A 20,509-nucleotide genomic window follows, 5' to 3' on the forward strand; every position below is an offset into this window, starting at 1 on the left:
CCGCCGCTCTCTTTTAAAAGGTATTACCGAGGCAGGGCAAAGGCGACGTAGACTCCGCCAGTTGCGCCGCGTGGGTTCAGGCTGGAGCCTCCGGACGCGATGACGAGGTACTGGCGTCCGTTGACCTGGTAGGTGACTGGGGTGGCGTTGCCGGCGAAGGGCAGGGTGGCTTCCCAAAGAAGCTTGCCGGTGGTTTTGTCGAAGGCGCGGATCTTGTGGTCAAAGTTGGTGGCGGCGATGAAGAGCAGGCCACCTGCAGTGATGGTGGGGCCGCCGTAGTTCTCGCTCCCCGTGTCGGCCATTCCTTGGGCGGCGAGCTCCGGGTATTGGCCGAGGGGGATCTTCCAGAGATATTTACCGGTCGCGAGGTCGAGGGCGTTGAGGGTGCCCCAGGGAGGAGCGGTGGCGGGGTAGCCGTCAGGGTCGTTGAATCGACGGTAGCCGGTCATGACGTATCGCGATGCCGTTGATGCGTCGGCTCTGGGCTCAGCAGAAGGTGAATCAGACGATCTCTCTTCCTTCGCAGGGAGAGGATCGGTGGGAGTATCGAGGTATGACAGAAGGTCGCTGAGAGATTTTCCCTGAAGCGGCAAGGCGGGCATGCGTCCGCGGCCTTCGTGAATGGTGGCGGTGATCTCGGTGGGCGAGAGTCGTTGAGTGATGCCGAGGAGCGCAGGAAAGGTCGGAGGCGAGCCCTGCCGATGATCGCCGTGGCAGGTGCTGCATCGGGTGAGGTAGACAGAGCGGCCCGGTGATTCGCCGGTGTCAACGGCAAGAGTCGCCATGGAAGCGTGGTTGTTGGCGTTGATGTAGAGAATGCCGGTCTGGGGATCGAGAGCGGGTCCTCCCCACTCGGCGCCCCCTTCGAAGCTGGGTGAGATCAGCGTGTCCTTCCCGACGCTGAGAGGAGTGAACTGACCTTCGTTGCGCATCTCGCGAAGGCGGTTGACGGCCCACTCATGCGCGGCAGGCGTTCGCTGGGTGAGGGTTGCTTCGGTGACAGTCTGTGGCGCGAACGGTTCGGGCAGGAGCGGATGAGGCTGGGTTTTGGCGGTGACCTCTCCGGGAGTAGTGCTGGCAACGGCAGGGCGCTCTTCGATGGGGAAGAGAGGTTTACCGTCGGTACGGTTGAAGAGATAGAGCACGCCTTGCTTGGTGGTCTGCGCTATCGCAGGAATTTGCTTCCCATCACGTTTCACGCTGAGAAGGATGGGAGGGGCAGGGAAGTCGCGATCCCAGATATCGTGATGGACCCCCTGAAAATGCCAGAGACGCTTGCCGGTTGCAGCGTCGAGAGCGAGGAGTGCGTTGGCGTAGAGGTTGTCGCCGAGACGGGAGGCTCCGTAGAAGTCTGGCACCGCGGAACCCGTAGGGACATAGACGACACCACGGTCAATGTCTACGGCCATGCCAGCCCAGTTGTTGGCAGAGCCGGAGGTCTTCCAGGCGTCGGCAGGCCAGGTCTCGTAACCCGGTTCGCCGGGATGCGGGATGGTATGGAAGGACCAGCGCAGGACACCGGTGCGGACATCGAAGGCGCGAATGTCGCCGGGAGGTGCTGGCAGCGTTTCAGGAGTACTGCTGCCGACGATGATGAGATCTCTGTAAACGACGCCCGGCGAGGTGAGCGCGATGGACTGCGCCTGGGGATCGCGGCCGAGCCCTTCGCGCAGATCGATGCGGCCGTTATGGCCGAATTCCTTAGCAGTTTTTCCGGTGGCTGGATCGAGGGCATAGAGGAAGTTTGCAATTCCTGCAAGGAGCCGCCTGTCCTTCTTGACTTCGCTCGTCCAGAAGGCAACGCCTCGACTGGGGCGGGTGGATTTGATGTCAGAGTCAAACTTCCATATCAATCTTCCAGTTGCAGCATCGAGAGCGATGATCTTCTGACTGGGCGTACAGGCGTAGAGCACGCCATCCACAACGATAGGGGTAGTCTCGAGGCCGCCGGATTCGTTGGTTTCGAATTTCCATGCGACCTTGAGCCGCGAGACGTTGGAGCGGTTGATCTGGTTAAGAGTGGAGTAATGAGAGTTGCCAGGAGTAGCCCCAGTCGTAGGCCAGTCGGTCTGGGCCTGCATTGGAAGACAGGGCAGAAGAGCGCATAACGAAAGGATCGTCGCCGAAAGATTCACGGCGCCATCATAGTGCATGGATTGCTTTTGGATTTATGAACTAGACGGAAGAAGCATGGTCGGCAGGGAGATCCTCACCATTCCAGATTCTGGCTTCGGTCCACGGCTTGGCGGGACCGGACCAGAAGGGATCGCTGGACGGCAGACCAAGGGGCAACCATGCGGCAGCGCATAGATAGAGGCTACCGGTGGAGATGTAGGGCTCGCCGAGGCTGGGCTGATGACCTGCGAAGCCGATAGTGAGCCAGCCTTTAGCGTCAAAGGTCCCGGGACGTTCGATCATGCGGCGCATTACGGCGGTGAGAGCGCAGCGAACCTGTTCCGGTGAAACATGTTCAGGAAGCTGTTTGCGCAAGGCCATGTCGGCGAGGAGATGGAAGGCTCCGAAGCGATAGGTGATCGAGCGGCCAATAACGGGGAAGGTGGCCTCGGGGCTGATGAGGCGCTCCTGGATGGCGGCGTAGCGCCGTGCGCGTTCGAGTGCGACGGGTTTGAGGTCGCGCCACATGGCAGACTTCTCCGGAACGGTTTCGAGCACCTGCAGGAGCATGGGCTGGATAACGAAACTGTTGTAGTAGTCCCAGTGGAAGTGCGCGCCATCGCCGTAGGTTCCATCGCCGACGAACCACTCCTTGTGCATCTGGAAGGCGTAGTCGACGCGGAGGGCGTCCCAGGATTCGCCCATGAAGCAGAGGCCGGCCTCGACCATGGCGGAGAAGAGAAGCCAGTTGGATTGGCCGGGGAGAACTTTGCGAGTCTCCTGGAGGGCTTTGACGAGATTGGCCCGCGTCGTGCGATCGAGCGGCTCCCAGAGCTGCTTTGGAGCACGCAGAATACCGAGGACGAGGAAGGCGGCATCGACGACAGACTGCGAAGTCATTCCGAAGTTCATGTAATCGGGCGAAGCAGGATCGGTTCCGTAGCGGAGGCCGTTGCGCGCCCATTCGCGATATTTCGATTGAAGAGATGCTTCAGTCTTGTCTTCGACAGTGCTTTCGAGCCAGGGAGCGATGCCGCAGAGCAGACGGCCGAAGGCCTCAAGATGCGTAGACTTTCGCCGTTCCTGCTCAAGCCCGGCGCCAGCCTCGACCGGCATCGTCGCACGGAGCTGCGCGTTGCCTACTGCTTCGAGGACAGGATTCGAGACGCGGCGCATAACTTCAATCAAGTAGGGACGATCTCCGCCCAGAGGCGATGTCGTTTGCGATTGCGCTGCACCAGCTGGAATTGTCGATGCAGCGCCGATGGCGAGAGCTCCTTTGAGAAACCCCCGTCTGGTAGAAGTCGTGTCTTCGTGTGAAGTGATCAATGTAAGTCCATCCGTTGTCATTGCCACCTTACTTCAGATGAGTTCAGGATCACAACGGACGGCGTATCAGCAGATGCAGCCAAAACGCGACGGCGATCGTCATCGTGGCGGGAAACGGGGCTCCATCTTTCGGATGATATGGAACTGTCTTTCGATAGAAAGATCGTGACTAAAACGTGACAATTCAATGATTTTGTACCTGAACTGCTAACAGCGGATGCTTGACAAAGATGCTCTTCAAACTCGTTAATGGCATCGCTGGAAAAAGTGTTTTTGCGAAGCTCCGGACGTGCGTTTTCGCCGGAAAAGGGAATGAACTTCGAGGAGACTGCCAATAAAAAGGCAGCTCTTATGAGCGCATTCAGTAAGTTTTTTTGGGGAGGTTGAGAGATGCAATATAGGTTCTGGAAAGTTTGGAACATTCTTCTGCTGGCGGTTACGGTCGCTTTTTCAGGTCTTGAGGCGCGTGCGCAGAGCAGCTTCGGACAGATCTCAGGAACGATCGTAGATCCAACCAGTGCATCGGTTTCCGATGCAGCGATCACGATCACTTCTATGAATACGCAGGCGACGCGCTCTGTGACATCGGATCAGAGCGGAAACTATATCGTCACGAACCTGCCAATTGGGGTCTACTCGATCACGGTGACGAAGACGGGATTCCAGACGGCAAAGCAGTCCGATGTCTCGATCAGCGCAGACGCAAAGGTGACGTCGAACTTCACGCTGCCCGTGGGGCAGGCTACCGAGACGGTCGAGGTGCAGGGTGGAGCAGTCGAGTCGCTTAACACAACGTCAGGCGAGTTAGCTCGCGTGATCGATTCCAAGCAGGTTGAAAACCTTGCATTGAATGGTCGCAACTATACGCAGCTTCTTACCCTGGTCCCTGGTGCTGTGGTAACGAATCCGGACATCTTCTCGGTAACGACTTCGCTGGCGTCGACAAACCAGACGATCAATGGTAATCGGTCCGATACGGGCAATCTTACGGTTGATGGTGCTTATAACCAGGTCGCGGGTTCAAACGGCTCCCTGATGAACAATGTCGGCCCTGACTTTATTCAGGAAGTTAAGATCGACACCTCCAACGCTTCGGCGGAGTTCGGTCGCACCTCGGGTCCGTCTTTCAACATCGTTACCAAGAGTGGAACGAACTCGTTCCATGGAGGAGCGTTCGAGTATCTCCGCAACAACTACCTCGACGCCACCAACTACATTGCACGGCAGAAGACGCAGCTGATCTATAACGACTTCGGATTCTTTGTAGGCGGTCCCATCATCAAGGACAAGCTGTTCTTCTTCGTGGGTGAAGAGTGGAAGCGCCTTCGCCAACAGGCGGTTGCGCAAACCTTCACTGTGCCCACGACGGCAATGTTGAACGGAGACTTCTCGGCCCTATGCCGAAGCGGCTTCAATGCCAGCGGGGTGTGCTCTACGTCGTCCGGTCAGCTCTACGAGCCCGGCACTGCAAATCCCATTCCAAATAACAATATAGCGTCGCGCATCACGCCGGATGGTCGCGCCATCGCCAATGTTTATAACACCATTTCGGCTGCGGGGCTCAGCTATCGGGACGGCGGCATTCCGAGCAACAACCTGACTCTGGCTCCGAGCAACCCTCTGGATTTTCACCAGGATCTGGTGCGATTTGATTACGTCATCAACCAGAAGCACTCCGTTTATGGCCGCTGGATTCATGATCAGAACACGCTGACCGATCCGTTCGGCACCTTCGCTAATGCTGGTATTTTGAATACGACTCCAACCATTCGCAATCGGCCAGGACAGAGCTATCTGGTGGCATACACCTGGGCGGCACGTCCTAACTTGATCAACGTGGCTCAGGCGAACACCAGTTGGGCGGCGCAGCGCATTCCTCCCACCGGTGACAATTGGAAGCGCGAGACGTACGGTTTTCAGTACGCAAAAATCTACCCCAATGCGGGTACATACCCCAACGGAATTCCACAGGTAAACATTACAAACTTTGCTGGAATGCAAGGGCCTAACTTTGCCCTGCTGTCACCCTCCACCGACATCCAAGTCGCAGACACTCTCACCTGGATCAAAGGCAATCACACCGTCAAGACAGGTGTTGTTGTTATTCGTGATCGCGTCGATCAGAATGGGCGCGCCAACTACACGGGCACTGCAAACTTCCAGCCCGCAACTTGCACGGCTGCCAGGGCTTCTAATGTCAACACAACCTGCTATTCGCTCGCGGATGCTTTTTTAGGAAACTTCAACAGCTACTCCGAAGCGAGCGCCGATCCGATGGGCCACTTCCGGTTTACCCAGCCAGAGGCCTTTGTTCAGGATTCGTGGAAAGCGACCCGCAAACTCAGCCTGGAGCTCGGTCTACGTTGGCAGGGCATCTTCCCCTTTTATACGCAGGGCAACAATATCTCTAACTTCGATCCAGCTGTTTATGCTGCATCGACGCCAGTTACGATTCTTCCCAACGGTAGAATCGACACGACCAAGGGCGGCAATCCCTATGCCGGACTCGTTCGAGCCGGCGACGGTGTTCCTGCCGATCAGCAAATTCGCGTACCTAATGTAAACACGGCACTGTTTCCCCTGATTCCCGCCGGCGCGCCGCGCGGATTCTATAAGATGCATGGTGCGTTCGGTCCGCGGTTAGGATTTGCCTATTCGGTAGACGACAAGACGGTCGTCCGTGGCGGCATTGGTCTTTTCTTCTATCGCGCTCAGGGTAACCTGATCTTCAGTCAGTTGAATATCGCGCCGTTCCTGTCCAATACCAACCTGGACTTCGGCAACCTCGCTACACTCAACAGTGTTGCTGTTGCCGCAACGACTCAGGGAACGATCAACGCTATCGATCCAACTTCACACAATCCCTACACCTACCAGTACAGTTTTGGTGTACAGCGTCAGCTCACACGTACTGTCCTGCTGGAGCTCAACTACGTTGGCAATGTGGCGCATCGCCAACTTGCCACGCCAAACGTCAACTTTCCCAACCTAGGAGTCGTGGCGGCGAACAGAGCGAATGGTATCACCAACACCACCTACTCCAATCCGTATCGAGGGTTCACGACCATCAACATGAACCGCTTCTCCTCAAACTACAACTACAATGCGTTGCAGGTGTTTGCTTCCAAGCGTGCAGGCTTTGTAACCAGCACGATTGCGTATACCTTCTCGAAGGCTCTGGGCGACTCCAACAACGGTAATAACAATACCCAAACGTTCGAGAATTGGAGCAACCTCAGTTACAACTATGGTCCACTCTCCAACGATCGCCGACACGCCTTTGTCGCTACCTTCGTGATTCAGGGACCGGAGTTCCGTGGTCATAACTTCGTGATTCGCGAAGCCATTGGAGGCTGGCAGGTGAGCGGTGTAGCCCGTCTGCAGAGCGGCGGATACAGCAACGTGCAGGCTGTATCGGCTCTAGGTGTCGGTAACGTGCGTCCAAATTACACTCCGGGCACGAAGATCGTGGCTAATAACCACGCAGGCCGCAACGGCTATGTTTGCGGTGCGACAAACTCCGGCTGCCCGAATCCATTCACAGTTCCCACCGGAGCAAATTATGGCAATGCTCCTTACGCCGCTGTATTAGGACCGGGGCTGGCGCAGACGGATGCGACGCTCTCGAAGTTCTTCCCGATTACTGAGCGTGTTCGTGTCAAGTTCCAGGCCGACGCCTTCAACATCCTCAATCGGACGAACTTCAACGGTCTGAACCTGACCACCACAAACAGCAACTTTGGAACGATCTCTTCTGCCTTCCCGCCACGGCAGCTGCAGCTTGGTCTGAAGGCTCTCTTCTAGAAAAAAACCCATCAACAAAGGAGGAGCAGCCACAAAGGCTGCTCCTCTCTTTTGTGCTTGATGTTATTCAGCCTTTCCAACCGATCGATCTTTGTAAGTCTTTTGAAACAAAAGGAATGCCTGCTTCTTCTCGCCCTTCTCTGAGAGCAGACCCTTACGGTTGTATCCGTCCTGCAATTTGGGAATATTGCGAACCGGGGATCGGAAGTCCATCAAGACCCACGGCACGAGACCCCGAACCTGCGGGATCTTGTTGATCATCACGAACTGATGTTCATAGACGTTGACTTGTTGTTCTTCGGCCCAGCGCTCATTCTTGCCGCCGTGGACACCGAACTTTGCCTCGGCGCCAAACTCTGAGAACAGAATGGGCTTCTGCGGAAGCGTCCATGTCATCTTGTCCGCATCTTCGGGCCGTCCTTCGTACCAGCCTATGTATTCGTTCTGGCCGACGATATCGAGCGCATTGGCCAGCGGGTCATCCTGCACCATCTGCGTGCCCTTCGGATGAGGTCCGATGAGGGCTGAGGTGATGGGACGAGTGGAATCCAGCCGCCGCGCTTCATTGGCGAGGTCAGTCAGGAACTTCGTGCGGGTGGGATTGTTCGGAGTCTCATTAGAGACCGACCACATAATGACGGAAGCCTTGTTGCGGTCGCGTCGAATCATCTCATTCAGCATGTTCGTCGCCTTGGCGTAGACCTCGGGCTTTTCGTAGGAGATGCGCTGCCAGATCGGAATCTCAGACCAGATCATCACGCCTTCGCGATCCGCCATTCGTTCCATTCGCTCGTCGTGAGGGTAGTGGCACAGCCGTACGAAATTGGCGTTGAGATCCTTGAGAAAGCCGAAGATGTTCTTTACGTCCTCATCGTTATTGACCCGGCCGGTGCGATAAGGAGCCTCCGCATGCATGTTGGCGCCCTGCAGAAAGACTGGCTTGCCATTCAGCAGAATTCGTGTGCCGTCGACGCGAATATCACGAAAGCCAATATCGTCAGTGAGCGAATCTTGGCCTGAAGAGATCTGCACCTTGTAGAGTTTCGGAGTTTCAGGCGACCAGAGGTCAAGGTGATTCGCTTTGACCTCAAAGGCTGCTCGGCCCTCAGCGTCCGTCTTCACGGTAGTATCGACGCCGGCTTCCACGACTTTGACCGTGACGGGAGTCCCGGTGGGCGCGCCTTCGACATGGACATATCCGCTCAGCGTCTCCGCGTTGGCAGCGGAAAAGGTGGCATCGTGCTTGAGATGAACGTCGTAGTCGTCGATGAACTGTGCGGGAAGGGTCACCAGAGAAATATCCCGATGCAAGCCGCCGTAGTTGAACCAATCGATGCCGATGCCGGGAATGTCGTCGACGTGACGAGTCGAGTCAACCGCGATCACGACAAAATTGCTGCCCGGCTTGAGCGCGGCGGTGACCTCGCAATCAAATGGCGTGAATCCGCCTTCGTGATCGCAGATCCGCTTCTGGTTTAGCCATACGAAGGATTTGTAGTTGGCCGCGCCGATGTGCAGAAACGTTCGCGCGCCGGGCTTCGGCTGGAAGTCGAAGTCCCGCTGAAACCACACGACGCCTTCGTAGTGAAACAACGTGGGATCCTGAGTATTCCAGTCTCCGGGAATCTTCATCGTCGGCGCTGTCGAGAAGTCATATTCCTCGTTGTGCAGCCCGCTGCTGATGTTCGGGTGGGTGTTCATGCCATAGCCGTTATCCCGAACCTTCCCCTCCAGGGTGTAGAGTCCCCTGGCGGGCGGCTGGTCAACAAGGTAGTGCCAGTCTCCATTCAGTGACGTCACTGTGCGATGATCGACGCCTACCAGGAGGGTCTTGAGGGGCTGTTGCGCGTCTGCGATGACGGTGGTGCAGCAGACGAGAAAAGCAGTGGCAGTGCAGGAGAAGAGCCTCTTCTGCGCAAACAAGGAAAAATGAATCATGTCCCACCTAACTCTTTCTTATGGAATGTGAAACGGAGCGGGAGGCGAAGGAAGCATTGCCTTAGCAAAGGCGTTTTGAGCCCTGTCCGCCTCGCCGAAAATCGTACCAGAACACAATCTCTGTCGGTTTGATCGGGCTGCCGATCATCTCGGCTTTATCTCGATGAACAAATCTGCCACACTAGAGATATGAGCACAGCGACGGCAACCAAGATCTTTGCGGACCGCATCGGCCGCATTGAAGTTTCGGCAACGATGGCAATCACGGCTGCGGCCCTGAAGCTGAAGTCGGAGGGCGTGGACCTGGCGGACTTTGGCGCGGGAGAACCGCACTTTTCGACTCCACGTCATATTAAAGACGCTGCCATTGATGCAATCGAAAAGAACTTCACCCGTTATACGAACGTTGCCGGCATCCCTGAGATTCGTAAGGCGATCGTCGACCGACACGCGGCGGATTTCGGTTCTGCGTATACGCCGGAGGAGTGCGTCTTTACGACCGGCGGAAAGCTGGCGCTCTTCAACGCGGTGCAAGTACTGGTCGATCACGGCGACGAAGTCATCCTGCCTGTTCCCTACTGGGTTTCGTTCAAGGACATTATTCAGTATGCGGGCGGCGTCGTGGTTCCTGTCGAAACCGAAGAGGCGCAGAACTTTCGTGTGACGGCAAAGATGATCGAGGCGGCAATTACGCCCAAGACCAAGGCAATCATTCTGAACACACCGTCGAATCCCTCCGGAGCCGTAGTTTCGCCGGAAGACCTGGAAGCCATCGTACGCCTGGCGCACAAGCGCGACATCTTCGTGCTGCTGGATGAGTGCTACGTCTACCTGAACTTTACGGGCAACATCGTCAGCGGCGGCAGTTTCAAGGACTGCAAGGAGCATGTGGTCGTCCTGGGATCGCTTTCAAAGACCTATGCGATGACAGGATGGCGTGCAGGTTTTGCCCTGGGCCCGAAGGCAATCATCTCAGCCATGAGCAAGCTGCAGTCGCAGAGCACGTCGAATACAGCCAGCATGGTTCAACGGGCATCGATCGCAGCGGTGAGCGGATCGCAGGATTGTGTAGCAGAGATGCGGGCGGACTACATCAAGCTTCGCGACCGCGTACTCGAGGGTTTCAAGACAATTCCGGGTCTGACATGTACAGTTCCGGAGGGCGCATTCTATGTCTATCCGAACGTAAAGAACTTTATCGGCAAGGGGGGAGTAACCTCAGCCACCGATCTTGCAGCGAAGCTTCTCAGCGAAGCTCATGTCGTGGTCGTTCCCGGTGAGGCATTCGGCACGAAAGAACACATCCGCCTGTCCTATGCGGTTTCGCACGATGTAGTGGATGAAGGTGTGAAACGCATGCGACAGTATTTTGCTTCGCTTGGCTAGACAGTGATCAAGAAGGGCCGCATTGGGAAGATCCGGTGCGGCCCTTTCTATTAGGACGGGAAAATGGGGCAAGCTGGAGATCTGGATGGGGAAGCGAAGTTTCGATTCGCTCCGGTGATTCTTGCGGGTGGAAGCGGAACACGTTTCTGGCCACGGAGCCGCAGATCGCGGGCGAAACAGGTTCTGGCTCTCGATGGGGAGCGAACCATGATCCAGCAGACTGTGGATCGCCTTTTGCCTCTGGCATCGGCTAACGATATTTGGGTGATCACGAACGATCTTCTGAATGAGGAAATCCTTGATCAGCTTCCGAATGTGGCTCTAGAGCATGTCCTGAGCGAGCCCGCGGCAAGAAATACGGCCCCAGCATGTGCCCTGGCAGCTTTTCTGTTAGAAAAAACGGAGCCCAATACAGTCATCGGCATTTTTCCCTCAGATCATGTCGTGAAGGATGGAAACAGGTTCACGGAGATCGTGAAGGCTGGCGTGGAACTTGCCGCCAGCGGCGAGAAGATCGTCGTACTGGGCGTTCCAGCGACGAAAGCCGAGACGGGATATGGCTACATCGAGCATGGTGATGCGGTCGAGCGAGTGAATGGCATCGATGTCCGAAGGGTAAAGAGGTTTACGGAGAAGCCGCACCAGGCGCTGGCAGAGGCTTTTGTGAGCTCCGGAAACTATGCCTGGAACAGCGGCATGTTCCTGTGGAGCGTGAAGACACTGGTGGGAGCGATACGCGAACACAGCCCGACTATTGCCGTGCACATGGAGAAAATTGCCGCGGCGTATGGAACAGCGAGATTTGTGCAGGTTTTCGCCGAGACCTATCCGGAGTGCGCAAACATCTCGATTGATTATGCTGTTCTGGAGCCACGGTCGGCGAAAGGAGAAGAGGCATCGGAGATCTATTGCCTCCCCGGAGATTTTTGCTGGAACGATCTGGGATGTTGGTCGGCACTGCATGAGCATGTGGCGGACTGTGGGCCTGAAGATTTGGCAAAGAAGAATGTCTTCGACAAGACGAATCAGCCCTGCATCGACATCGATGCACAGGGCAATTACGTGTATGCGCCGGGCAAGGCAGTTGCACTTGTGGGCGTGAGCGACCTGGTCGTAGTGGAGACCGAGGACGCGTTATTGATCACGACTCGCGAACGCTCCCAGGACGTTGGCAAAGTCGTCGCAGAGCTGAAGCGGGCGGGCCGAGAGGATCTCGTGTAGATAGGCCAGAATCATAAAGTGAAAAGCGAATTTGCCACACAACGAATTGGAACCCAAAGGCCACGAGGAAACAGAACACAGCGGATTTATGACAGAGATGAAGACGGTTGTGAAGTTTGGAACGGATGGCTGGCGCGGCGTAATCGCCGATGACTTTACCTATGCCAATGTTCGTGTAGCCGCAGCGGCGATTGCGAACTACGTGCTCGAATATGAGGACGCGAAGGCCGGCGCGTGTATCGGATGGGACACGCGGTTTGGTTCCCGATCGTTTGCGGTAGTGGTGGCCGAAGTGCTCGCGAAGGCCGGGGTCCCTGTACAGATTGCCAGTAAAATAACGCCGACTCCCGCGTTGTCCTATGCGGTACGCACGAGAAAGGCTGCGGGCGGAGTCATGATCACGTCGAGCCACAATCCTGCGGAGTGGAACGGCGTGAAATACAAGGCAAGCTATGGCGGGTCGGGCAAGCCTTCGATCATGACGTCCATCGAGAGCTATCTTTTGAAGCCGATTCCGCAGGCAGAAAAACCGGCTCCAATCGAAGAAGTCGACTTTGGACCGGATTATATTGCGGCGCTTGAAAAGTTTGTCGACCTGAAAGCAATCAAAGCAAGCGGATACAAGTTCCTGATTGACGTGATGTACGGTGCGGGGCGTGGGGTGGTTGCGGGAATTTTCTCCCGTGCGGGGATTCCGTTTGTCGAAATACGCAATGAGATTAATCCCGCATTTCCAGGAATCAACCCAGAGCCCATCCTTCCCCACATTGCGGCAACGCAGCAGGCTGTTGTTGCTGAGAAGTGTGATGCGGGTCTAATCACAGATGGCGATGCTGACCGCATCGGCGCAGTGGACGAGCATGGCAACGTAGTAGACGCGCATCGAATCTTTTCTATCCTGTTGTGGTGGCTGCTTGAGCGAAAGAAGTGGCCGGGTGAGATAACGCGCGCCTTCAACACGACAAAGATGATCGATCGCATCGCGGCTAAGTATGGGCGCAGATTGAACGAGCATGGAATCGGATTCAAGTATGTGGTCGACCTGATGCTCGAGAAAGAAATTCTGATTGGGGGCGAAGAGTCGGGCGGCGTCGGAATCAGCAAGCACCTTCCGGAGCGCGATGGCTTGTTGAACTCGCTGCTGCTGGCTAACGTCATGGCCGATGAAAAGAAGACCCTTGGCGAGCTGGTAGCCATGCTGCAGGCCGAGTTCGGCGTGCACGAATATGGACGTGTGGACATGCACATCGATGAGGTGGTGAAGCAATCGGCAATCGAACGGGCGAAGGCGGGGATTGCGGAGATTGCCGGCATGAAAGTACTGCGGAAGGAGACCTTGGACGGGATCAAGTTCTTTCTGGAGAACCCGGAGTGCTTAGGTAAGCCGAATGCCGCGGAGACCTGGTTGTTATTGCGAGCATCGGGTACCGAACCGCTCCTTCGAGTCTATTGCGAAAGCTGTTCTACGGAGTCGGTGACAAAGGTGCTGGAAGCTGCGCAATCGTTTGTGTTGAAGGGAGCTGCAGTTTGAGTGAAGTAGTTCGTGTGGAGACGAGGGGCCTGCTCTTCGATATGGACGGGGTGTTGGTGAGCTCGATCGGTTCCGTGGTGCGGTGCTGGAGAATCTGGGCGAAGAAGTACGATGTGCCGAATGCTGAGACCTACGAGGTTCCACATGGGATGCGAGCGATCGATATCATCCGGAGTCTTCGGCCGGATATCGATCCGCTGCAAGGCCTTCGCGAGATTGAAGACCTGGAGATCGCCGACACCTCGGATCTGAGGGTGCTCCCAGGCGCAAAGGAACTGCTGGAGAGTCTTCCTCCAGAGCGATGGGCGATCGTAACGTCGGCGACACGGCGACTGATGCTTGGCCGGCTCGAAGTCGCTGGTTTGCCTGCTCCTGAGCGGATTATCAGCGCCGACGATGTGGAGCGGGGGAAACCCGACCCAGAGCCTTATCGCCGTGGTGCAGATCTGTTGGGTTGCCGGCCGGAGGAGTGTGTCGTGGTGGAGGACGCACCGTCTGGCGTAGGAGCGGGCAAGGCGGCTGGATCCCAGGTGCTGGGCGTCGTCGGAACGCATACCATGGCGCAACTCCATCAGGCGGATTGGGTGGTGCAATCTCTGGCGGGAGTCGTTGCAACGTCGCACAATGGCGGTCTGGAACTGCGCTTTACAGCGGAGAATCGCTAGCGTGTCAGCATCGACTCCACGAGGCGAAGATCCTCTTCGGTATCAACGCCGATGGTATCGAACGGAGTAGGTTCAACGTAAAGGCTGACGCCGTTTTCCAGGAATCGAAGCTGCTCCAGGCGCTCAGTATGTTCGAGCGTACTGGAGGGTAGCGAGGGGAAACGCTGCAGCGCGGCCTTGCGATAGGCATAGAGGCCGATGTGTTTCCAATACTGTGCGGGATTGCCGTCACGGTTGTAGGGAATAGTGGAGCGTGAGAAGTAAAGCGCACGTCCGTCGGAGGCAGTGACAACCTTGACGGCATTGGGGTTGTGAATATTTTCCGGCGTGCAGAGCACCTTCAGGGTCGAGACCTCGACCTGCGGCTTCGCAAAGGGTCGTAGAAGTGCTGTAAGATGCCCCGGCTTCAGCAGCGGTTCGTCACCCTGAATATTGACGTAAATATCGGCATCCACAAGCTGGGAGATGGCGTGGACGCGATCGGTCCCGCTGGGGAGTGTGGGTGAGGTGAGCTGGTACGACCAGCCGCTCTCACGGCAGAGATCGGCGATCTCTTCAGAGTCTGTAGCGACGAGAAGATCATCGAGCTGGGGGCAGGCGCGGGCGGCGTCCCATACCCAGGCGAGCATGGGTCGGCCGGCGATGGGGCGGAGGATCTTGCGTGGCAGCCGTGTAGAGGCGAGTCGCGCGGGAATTACGCCTATGACGCGTAAAGGATGGTCTCCGTTGGGCTTTTCCGCCTGAGAGGAATCAAGTATGATGGAATCTGGCTGTGCCGCGGCGATTCTCCTCGATCCGCGATGGTTCTTACGGAACCGGAAAACAGCCTTTCAAACATCGGCGGTGTAGCTCAGATGGTTAGAGCGACGGACTCATAACCCGTAGGTCGACAGTTCGATTCTGTCCACCGCCACCAAAATGCTGTTCCTGCCCGTATCGCGGAATCTCCGTACGAGAGTATCATTTTGCTAGTGTGTTTCGTCTAACGCCTGTTGGGTGATCTCCATCGCCCGGAGAGTCCTTTATCTATGCCGAAGATTTCGAAGATCCTTCTGCTGTCCGTTTCGGTAGTGCTGGTGCTGACTGTATTTCTCGGCGTGAACGCCAGTGGCGTAAGTGCCGCGACTGATGACCAGGATGGAGCTTACCGCCAGATTAATGTGTATAGCGAAGTGCTCCGGCATATCCAGACGGACTACGTGGAAGAACCGAATATTCCAACCGTGACGAATGGAGCCTTACGGGGTCTGCTGGAGTCACTCGATTCAGACTCGAGCTATCTGACTCCGGAAGATTACAAGGCCTACAAAGCGGACAAGGGCGGCAAGGCGCAGGTTGGTATCAATGTCTCCAAGCGATGGGGATATGCGACCGTAGTCTCGGTAGTTCCCGGAAGCCCGGCCGACAAGGCGAATCTAAACGATGGCGACATCATCGAAGCCATCGGAACGCAGGATACCCGGGATATTTCGTTGGCGATGATACGGATGTTATTGGAAGGCGCTCCGGGAAGTGAGCTGTCGATATCGGTCGTCCGCCCCCGCAAGGCTGCTCCCGAAAAGGTAACCATGACGCGTGCGGTGACGAGCATGCCCCCGGTTACCGAGACGATGTACGAAAATTCCTCGATCCTTTATCTGAAGCCCGGAGTGCTCGATCACGAACACGTGCAGCAGGTTGAGAGCAAATTGAAGGGAATGCAGAAGGCGGGCAATAAAAAGATTTTGCTGGATCTGCGCGATGTTGCAGCGGGTGACAATGCCGAGGCGATGCGAATGGCGAATTTTCTGCTGAAATCCGGAACAATCGCCACGCTCGAAGGCCAGAAGGTGGAAAAACAGACCTTCGCGGTGGAGTCATCGAAGTCGATCAACACGACCTCACCCGTGGTGGTTCTTATCAACCGCGGAACCGCAGGTCCTGCCGAAATCGTTGCCGCAGCTTTGATGGACAACAAGCGTGCAGACCTGGTCGGTGAGAAGACGTTTGGCGAGGGCTCGCAGCAGAAGACGTTCGAGCTGCCGGACGGGGCCGCGTTGGTTCTCTCCGTAGCGAAGTACGAGTCGCCTTCAGGCAAGAAGCTTGAAGATGAAGGCGTGACGCCGGGGATCCAGGTAGCCTCAAACATCGACGACAATGGGCCTGTGGATGAGGACGCTACTCCGCCGGAATCTCAGCAGCCTGAGACAAAGAAACCGAGTGTCTCAGTGGATGAGCAGTTGAATAAGGCCCTTGACCTGCTCAAGAGCAAAGCGGCCTGATTTTTTTTACGGGATCTGTTGAAATTGGGGTCTCTGGAATCGGATAGGACATCTGCTGCCTGGCCTGTCGATCATGCTATGGTGAAGGGCAGTGCCGAGCTTATTCAGACGCGAAGATGAAGTCGCGAAGTTTGCATCCGAGCCAGTCTGGCAGCGACTTATAAGGCAACTGGCAGCCGGGCCGGAGTATCCGAGCAGGCGGCGGGCTCGTCTTGTGACCTTCTATGTCCTCCTCGGCCTCTCCGCGGTCTTCGGGGCGATGTGCGGTCTGATGCTTGTCTACTCGATCGACCTTCCCGAGATCGATGACCTTACTCGTTACAGGCCGAACACGACGACAGAGTTGCTGGATGTGCACGGCCGTCCATTTGGATCCTTTGCTCTGGAACGACGGGTTGCAGTGCCGTATTCGGAGTTTCCTCCCGTCCTGAAGCAGGCGATTCTTTCGATTGAGGACAAGAGCTTTGAGAGCAACTGGGGTGTAAACCTGGTACGCGCGGTAGGGGCGGCCTATCGTGATCTTCACTCTCAGGGCAAGGCGCAGGGCGCCTCGACGCTGACCATGCAGTTATCGCGGAACCTGTTTCTCTCAAGCGAAAAGACCTATGGAAGGAAGTTCCAGGAAGTCATCCTCTCGATGCAGATCGAGAGGCGATTCACGAAGAACCAGATCTTCGAGCTATATGCGAATCAGATCTATCTGGGGCGCGGAACGTATGGGTTTGAGGCAGGCTCGGAGTATTACTTCAATAAACATGTCCGTGACCTGAGCTTGCCTGAAGCTGCTCTGCTGGCAGCTTTGCCGAAGGGGCCGGAGTATTATTCGCCAGCGCGTTATCCGGAGCGCGCTCTGAAGCGTCGCAACCTGGTGCTGAGCGAGATGAAGCAGGATGGCAGGATTACTGCCGAGCAGGAGGAAAAGGCAATGACGGCTCCGCTCGGCTTGCACATCGAACCGCCTGCCAACAGCGTGGCGCCCTACTTCGTAGAAGAGGTTCGTCGACAGCTCGAGAAAGAATATGGTGTCGAAGAAGTCCATGGGGCGGGGCTGCGTGTGTATACGACGCTTGACCTCGACCTCCAGGCGGTGGCGAACAAAGCAGTTCTGGAAGGAACTGCGGCCTATGAACGTCGCGAAGGATGGAAAGGAAATCTTCCGAACATCGTGCTCTCGGGCTGGGATGTTGAAAGTTACAAGCATCCGGACTGGGTGCAGCCCGTTGCGAAGGATGCATACATACACGGCGTAGTGACGGCCGTCGAGCCGAGGAGGTTGACGGTAAAGCTGGGTTCACAGATCGCTGTCCTGACTCCTGAGGACTGGCAGTGGACAACATATGCCGAGGCCGACAGCTTTCTGCGCAATGGTGATCTTGTCTATCTTAGGATCACCGCTCCAGGACCTGAGGGAACGTGGAAGGCTACGCTGCAGCAGGACTCCGGAGCGCAGGCAGCATTAATGGCGGTCGACAATGCCAGCGGTGAGGTAGTGGCGATGGTTGGTGGCCGCGACTTCAATCTGTCCCAGTTCAATCGGGCTACCCAGGCCAGGCGTCAGGTAGGCTCGTCGTTCAAGCCCTACGTTTATACGACCGCTATTGAGGCCGGCGCAAAACCGACGGACATCATCGTGGATGGACCGGCCACATTTCCAACACCAAACGGACCCTATACTCCTCACAACTATGAGGGGAACTACATGGGCCCGATGTCGCTGCTATATGCGTTTGCGGACTCGAGAAATATCCCTGCTCTGAAGCTGGCCTCTCATGCAGGGATTCGCAAGGTGATCGATACAGCGCATCGGTTCGGGATCACAAGCGATATTCCTCCATTCCTGCCCGTGGCGCTTGGCTCGGCGGACATTACCCTGTACGAACAGGTGGGCGCGTACAGCGTCTTTCCGAACGACGGTATACGAATCGCACCGCATTACATCCGCAAGGTCTCGCAGGCAGATGGCCTACCCCTCGATGAGAAGCCGACCGATGTGCGCGAAGTGATCTCGGTAGAGACAGCGCGGACGATGATGCAGATGTTGCAGGCGGTGGTGCGCATGGGGACTGGCGCCAGGGCTTCGCAACTCAATCACCCACTGGGGGGCAAAACCGGTACGACGAACAACTATACGGATGCCTGGTTCATCGGGTTTTCCCCGTCGGTAACGTGCGGGACTTGGATCGGCTACGACAACCGGCAGTCTCTCGGAGACAAGGAGACCGGAGCACGGGCGGCCCTTCCCATGTGGATGGACTTCATGCGTGCCGAGATTGCGAACAAGCCGAACGAGGTCTTCCCGGCGGATGGAACGCCCAAAAAGACTCTCAGCGTGGCTGTGAATAAAACAGTGGCGCAGGCCAGGCAGGCGGAGCCCCCTGGCTCCGATGATGGAAGTGATCATGAGGCTGGGAGCTCGACGGCTCCCCGCTAGCCTCGGCCCTTGTGGTTTGCCTGATCTATTCAGATCAGAGATCCGGAATGATCAATGTGAAGCCAGCAAGTGGCACAGATGGAAGTAGCGCGCGGCGTGACGCACATCGCGTCCGATCTGTTCGCGCAGAGCCTCCGGAGAGGGCCAGCGGATCTCATCGCGCAGGCGCTTGAGGAAGGCGAGTTTCAGTGGCGTCTGTTCGGTTAAATCGATGGGATGAAAGTTGAGAAGGTGGGACTCGATGGTAAAAGAGTCCTCTCCGAAGGTAGGCCGATTGCCTACGTTGGTAACGGAATCAAAGTGTTCGCCGGCAATGGTGAGCTCGGTGATGTAAACGCCGATTGCAGGAATGAGCTCAGGATAGGGGGCAAGGTTAATTGTGGGAACGGTGTACCTCGTCCCATAACCTCGGCCAGAAGCTGGCGTGCCGGTTATCGTGAAGGGGCGGCCAAGAAGAGCCCGTGCATGGCTGACGTCCCCGGCTGCGATGAGTTGACGAATGCGGCTGGAGGAGACAGCATGACCACGCAGCATCCGTGGCGAATAGATAGAGACCCGAAAGCCAAGCTCGCGGCCAAGAGCATCGAGTGATTCCACGCCGGCCTCGGCGCGATAGCCGAAACGGAAGTTTTCGCCTTCATGGAGTTCAAGGATATTGAGTCTTCGTTTAAGTACCTCTTCAGCGAAGGACCGTGCGCTGGTACGAGAGAGCTCCTGCGTGAAGGGAAGAACGAGTACGGCATCGATGCCGGTGGAAGCCAGCAGGTCGAGCTTCTGCGCAAGCGGTGTAATAAGGGGCTGTCCTGTCTCGGGACGGAGCACATGGGCAGGATGAGGATCGAAGGTGATGGCCAGCGAACGGGCCTTAAGCGCACGGGCCCTGGCGATGACCTCGCCGATAACCCATTGATGCCCGCGATGGACACCGTCAAAGTTGCCGATGGTGGCGACGCTTGGACCAAAGGTGGCAGGAAGTTCAGAGAGGGAGCGATAGACCTGCATGCGGCTCGTAGTCGTACTCGGCATCAGGCGATCTCGAAGGTTAGTTGAAGGCCATCATAGGCGAGGCGGACATAAGGGGGAAGCTCAGCCTCAGTGGCGGCATGGTCTAGGTCGTGGCTGATGTGGGTGAAAAAGGCCCTCTTAGGCTTTAATTGCTCGACAAAGGCCAGAGAGCGTTCAAGATGCGAATGGCTGGGATGCGGTTGGCGTCGAAGCGCGTCGAGGATGAGAATATCGAGATCCTGGAGCAGGGGGACGCTTTCGGGAGGGATGTCGCTCATGTCGGTGAGATAGGCGGCGGAACCGAAGCGATAGCCAGTGATCGTCTGATTCCCGTGGGTGACGGGGATTCGCTGGAAGCAGGTGCCAAACAGGTCGAAACCGGCGCCAGGAGCCTCATCGATGCGATGAAGCTGAACACGGGCGCTGGTGGAATAACGATCCTCGGTACTGAAGGTGTAGTCGAAGATGCGTTCGATGGTACGTGCGGTCTCATCGTCGGCATAGAGCGGCAGACCCTCTCGTATCTGAAAGCTGAGAGGCCGCAGATCGTCGAAGCCGAGGACATGATCGGCGTGGCCGTGGGTGTAAAGAATGGCGTCTGCGTGTCGGATATTCTCGCGGATGGCCTGTGCATGGAAGTCCGGGCCGGTATCGATCAGGACAATGTGACCGTTATAGGCAAGGCGCAGCGAGGGACGGGTACGGCGGTTGCGGGCATCCCCGGCAGGCGAGACCGCCGAGGCGCAAACCGCACAGTCGCACCCGAGCGTCGGGACGCCCATTGAGGTGCCGGTGCCAAGGAAGGTAAGCGTCGCCTCCATTC

The 20,509-nt window shown here is 56.8% G+C and carries 13 protein-coding genes and 1 tRNA gene; 8 read left to right on the top strand and 6 right to left on the bottom strand.

From position 1 onward, the window contains the following. Nucleotides 1-23 precede the first annotated feature (23 nt). Both AC5S26_RS15430 and AC5S26_RS15435 read right to left on the bottom strand, forming a co-directional pair. On the bottom strand, nucleotides 24-2,153 hold the full coding sequence (locus tag AC5S26_RS15430) for an outer membrane protein assembly factor BamB family protein (protein WP_494185797.1): 2,130 nt from the start codon (nucleotides 2,151-2,153) through the stop codon (nucleotides 24-26). 22 nt (nucleotides 2,154-2,175) lie between these two features. Next, nucleotides 2,176-3,444 carry a DUF2264 domain-containing protein gene (locus AC5S26_RS15435; RefSeq protein WP_494185798.1) on the bottom strand — a complete coding sequence of 423 codons (1,269 nt, stop codon included), beginning with the start codon at nucleotides 3,442-3,444 and terminating at the stop codon, nucleotides 2,176-2,178. 390 nt (nucleotides 3,445-3,834) lie between these two features. Between AC5S26_RS15435 and AC5S26_RS15440 the strand changes: the two genes are divergently transcribed. Next, a complete protein-coding gene (locus AC5S26_RS15440; protein WP_494185799.1) occupies nucleotides 3,835-7,248 on the top strand; it encodes a carboxypeptidase-like regulatory domain-containing protein in 3,414 nt (1,137 codons plus the stop codon). A 63-nt stretch (nucleotides 7,249-7,311) separates the two neighbouring features. Here AC5S26_RS15440 and AC5S26_RS15445 read toward each other — a convergent pair whose 3' ends face one another. Continuing rightward, on the bottom strand, nucleotides 7,312-9,186 hold the full coding sequence (locus tag AC5S26_RS15445; RefSeq protein WP_494185800.1) for a glycoside hydrolase family 2 protein: 1,875 nt from the start codon (nucleotides 9,184-9,186) through the stop codon (nucleotides 7,312-7,314). Between the two features lie 189 nt (nucleotides 9,187-9,375). Between AC5S26_RS15445 and AC5S26_RS15450 the strand changes: the two genes are divergently transcribed. The 4 genes from AC5S26_RS15450 to AC5S26_RS15465 all read left to right on the top strand — a co-directional run bounded on the left by AC5S26_RS15450 (nucleotide 9,376) and on the right by AC5S26_RS15465 (nucleotide 13,989). Beyond that, the gene (locus AC5S26_RS15450) at nucleotides 9,376-10,572 is read left to right on the top strand and encodes a pyridoxal phosphate-dependent aminotransferase (protein ID WP_494185801.1); all 1,197 of its coding nucleotides are present in this window, start codon (nucleotides 9,376-9,378) and stop codon (nucleotides 10,570-10,572) included. A 63-nt stretch (nucleotides 10,573-10,635) separates the two neighbouring features. Further along, nucleotides 10,636-11,793 (top strand): mannose-1-phosphate guanylyltransferase, encoded by a 1,158-nt coding sequence (locus AC5S26_RS15455; protein ID WP_494185802.1) that lies wholly within the window; start codon nucleotides 10,636-10,638, stop codon nucleotides 11,791-11,793. A 97-nt stretch (nucleotides 11,794-11,890) separates the two neighbouring features. After that, nucleotides 11,891-13,324 (top strand): phosphoglucomutase/phosphomannomutase family protein, encoded by a 1,434-nt coding sequence (locus tag AC5S26_RS15460; RefSeq protein WP_494185803.1) that lies wholly within the window; start codon nucleotides 11,891-11,893, stop codon nucleotides 13,322-13,324. Further along, nucleotides 13,321-13,989, top strand: coding sequence for an HAD family hydrolase (locus AC5S26_RS15465; protein WP_494185804.1), 669 nt, complete (start codon nucleotides 13,321-13,323; stop codon nucleotides 13,987-13,989). Before AC5S26_RS15460 ends, AC5S26_RS15465 begins: the two co-directional genes overlap by 4 nt. Here the strand turns inward: AC5S26_RS15465 and kdsB are convergent. Beyond that, on the bottom strand, nucleotides 13,986-14,774 hold the full coding sequence (kdsB, locus tag AC5S26_RS15470) for a 3-deoxy-manno-octulosonate cytidylyltransferase (protein WP_494186122.1): 789 nt from the start codon (nucleotides 14,772-14,774) through the stop codon (nucleotides 13,986-13,988). The genes AC5S26_RS15465 and kdsB overlap by 4 nt on opposite strands. A gap of 54 nt (nucleotides 14,775-14,828) precedes the next feature. On the opposite strand from kdsB, the gene AC5S26_RS15475 reads away from it, so the two are divergent. The 3 genes from AC5S26_RS15475 to AC5S26_RS15485 all read left to right on the top strand — a co-directional run bounded on the left by AC5S26_RS15475 (nucleotide 14,829) and on the right by AC5S26_RS15485 (nucleotide 18,681). Next, nucleotides 14,829-14,905: transfer RNA gene (locus tag AC5S26_RS15475), tRNA-Met, on the top strand. A 112-nt stretch (nucleotides 14,906-15,017) separates the two neighbouring features. After that, the gene (locus AC5S26_RS15480) at nucleotides 15,018-16,250 is read left to right on the top strand and encodes a S41 family peptidase (protein WP_494185805.1); all 1,233 of its coding nucleotides are present in this window, start codon (nucleotides 15,018-15,020) and stop codon (nucleotides 16,248-16,250) included. A 91-nt stretch (nucleotides 16,251-16,341) separates the two neighbouring features. Next, nucleotides 16,342-18,681, top strand: coding sequence for a penicillin-binding protein 1A (locus AC5S26_RS15485; protein ID WP_494185806.1), 2,340 nt, complete (start codon nucleotides 16,342-16,344; stop codon nucleotides 18,679-18,681). 51 nt (nucleotides 18,682-18,732) lie between these two features. Here AC5S26_RS15485 and AC5S26_RS15490 read toward each other — a convergent pair whose 3' ends face one another. Next, a complete protein-coding gene (locus AC5S26_RS15490; RefSeq protein ID WP_494185807.1) occupies nucleotides 18,733-19,707 on the bottom strand; it encodes a bifunctional riboflavin kinase/FAD synthetase in 975 nt (324 codons plus the stop codon). Further along, a complete protein-coding gene (locus AC5S26_RS15495) occupies nucleotides 19,707-20,507 on the bottom strand; it encodes an MBL fold metallo-hydrolase (RefSeq protein ID WP_494185808.1) in 801 nt (266 codons plus the stop codon). The genes AC5S26_RS15490 and AC5S26_RS15495 overlap by 1 nt, the downstream gene beginning before the upstream one ends. Nucleotides 20,508-20,509 lie beyond the last annotated feature (2 nt).

Source organism: Edaphobacter sp. FHG110511_03, from assembly GCF_059115365.1.

Excerpts from the sequence above, each read along its gene's own strand:
- AC5S26_RS15480 (WP_494185805.1), top strand. The coding sequence starts at position 15,018 with ATGCCGAAGATTTCGAAGATCCTTCTGCTGTCCGTTTCGGTAGTGCTG.
- AC5S26_RS15460 (WP_494185803.1), top strand. The coding sequence starts at position 11,891 with ATGAAGACGGTTGTGAAGTTTGGAACGGATGGCTGGCGCGGCGTAATC.
- AC5S26_RS15490 (WP_494185807.1), bottom strand. The coding sequence starts at position 19,707 with ATGCCGAGTACGACTACGAGCCGCATGCAGGTCTATCGCTCCCTCTCT.
- AC5S26_RS15455 (WP_494185802.1), top strand. The coding sequence starts at position 10,636 with ATGGGGCAAGCTGGAGATCTGGATGGGGAAGCGAAGTTTCGATTCGCT.
- AC5S26_RS15445 (WP_494185800.1), bottom strand. The coding sequence starts at position 9,186 with ATGATTCATTTTTCCTTGTTTGCGCAGAAGAGGCTCTTCTCCTGCACT.
- AC5S26_RS15450 (WP_494185801.1), top strand. The coding sequence starts at position 9,376 with ATGAGCACAGCGACGGCAACCAAGATCTTTGCGGACCGCATCGGCCGC.
- AC5S26_RS15495 (WP_494185808.1), bottom strand. The coding sequence starts at position 20,507 with ATGGAGGCGACGCTTACCTTCCTTGGCACCGGCACCTCAATGGGCGTC.
- AC5S26_RS15440 (WP_494185799.1), top strand. The coding sequence starts at position 3,835 with ATGCAATATAGGTTCTGGAAAGTTTGGAACATTCTTCTGCTGGCGGTT.
- AC5S26_RS15430 (WP_494185797.1), bottom strand. The coding sequence starts at position 2,153 with ATGCACTATGATGGCGCCGTGAATCTTTCGGCGACGATCCTTTCGTTA.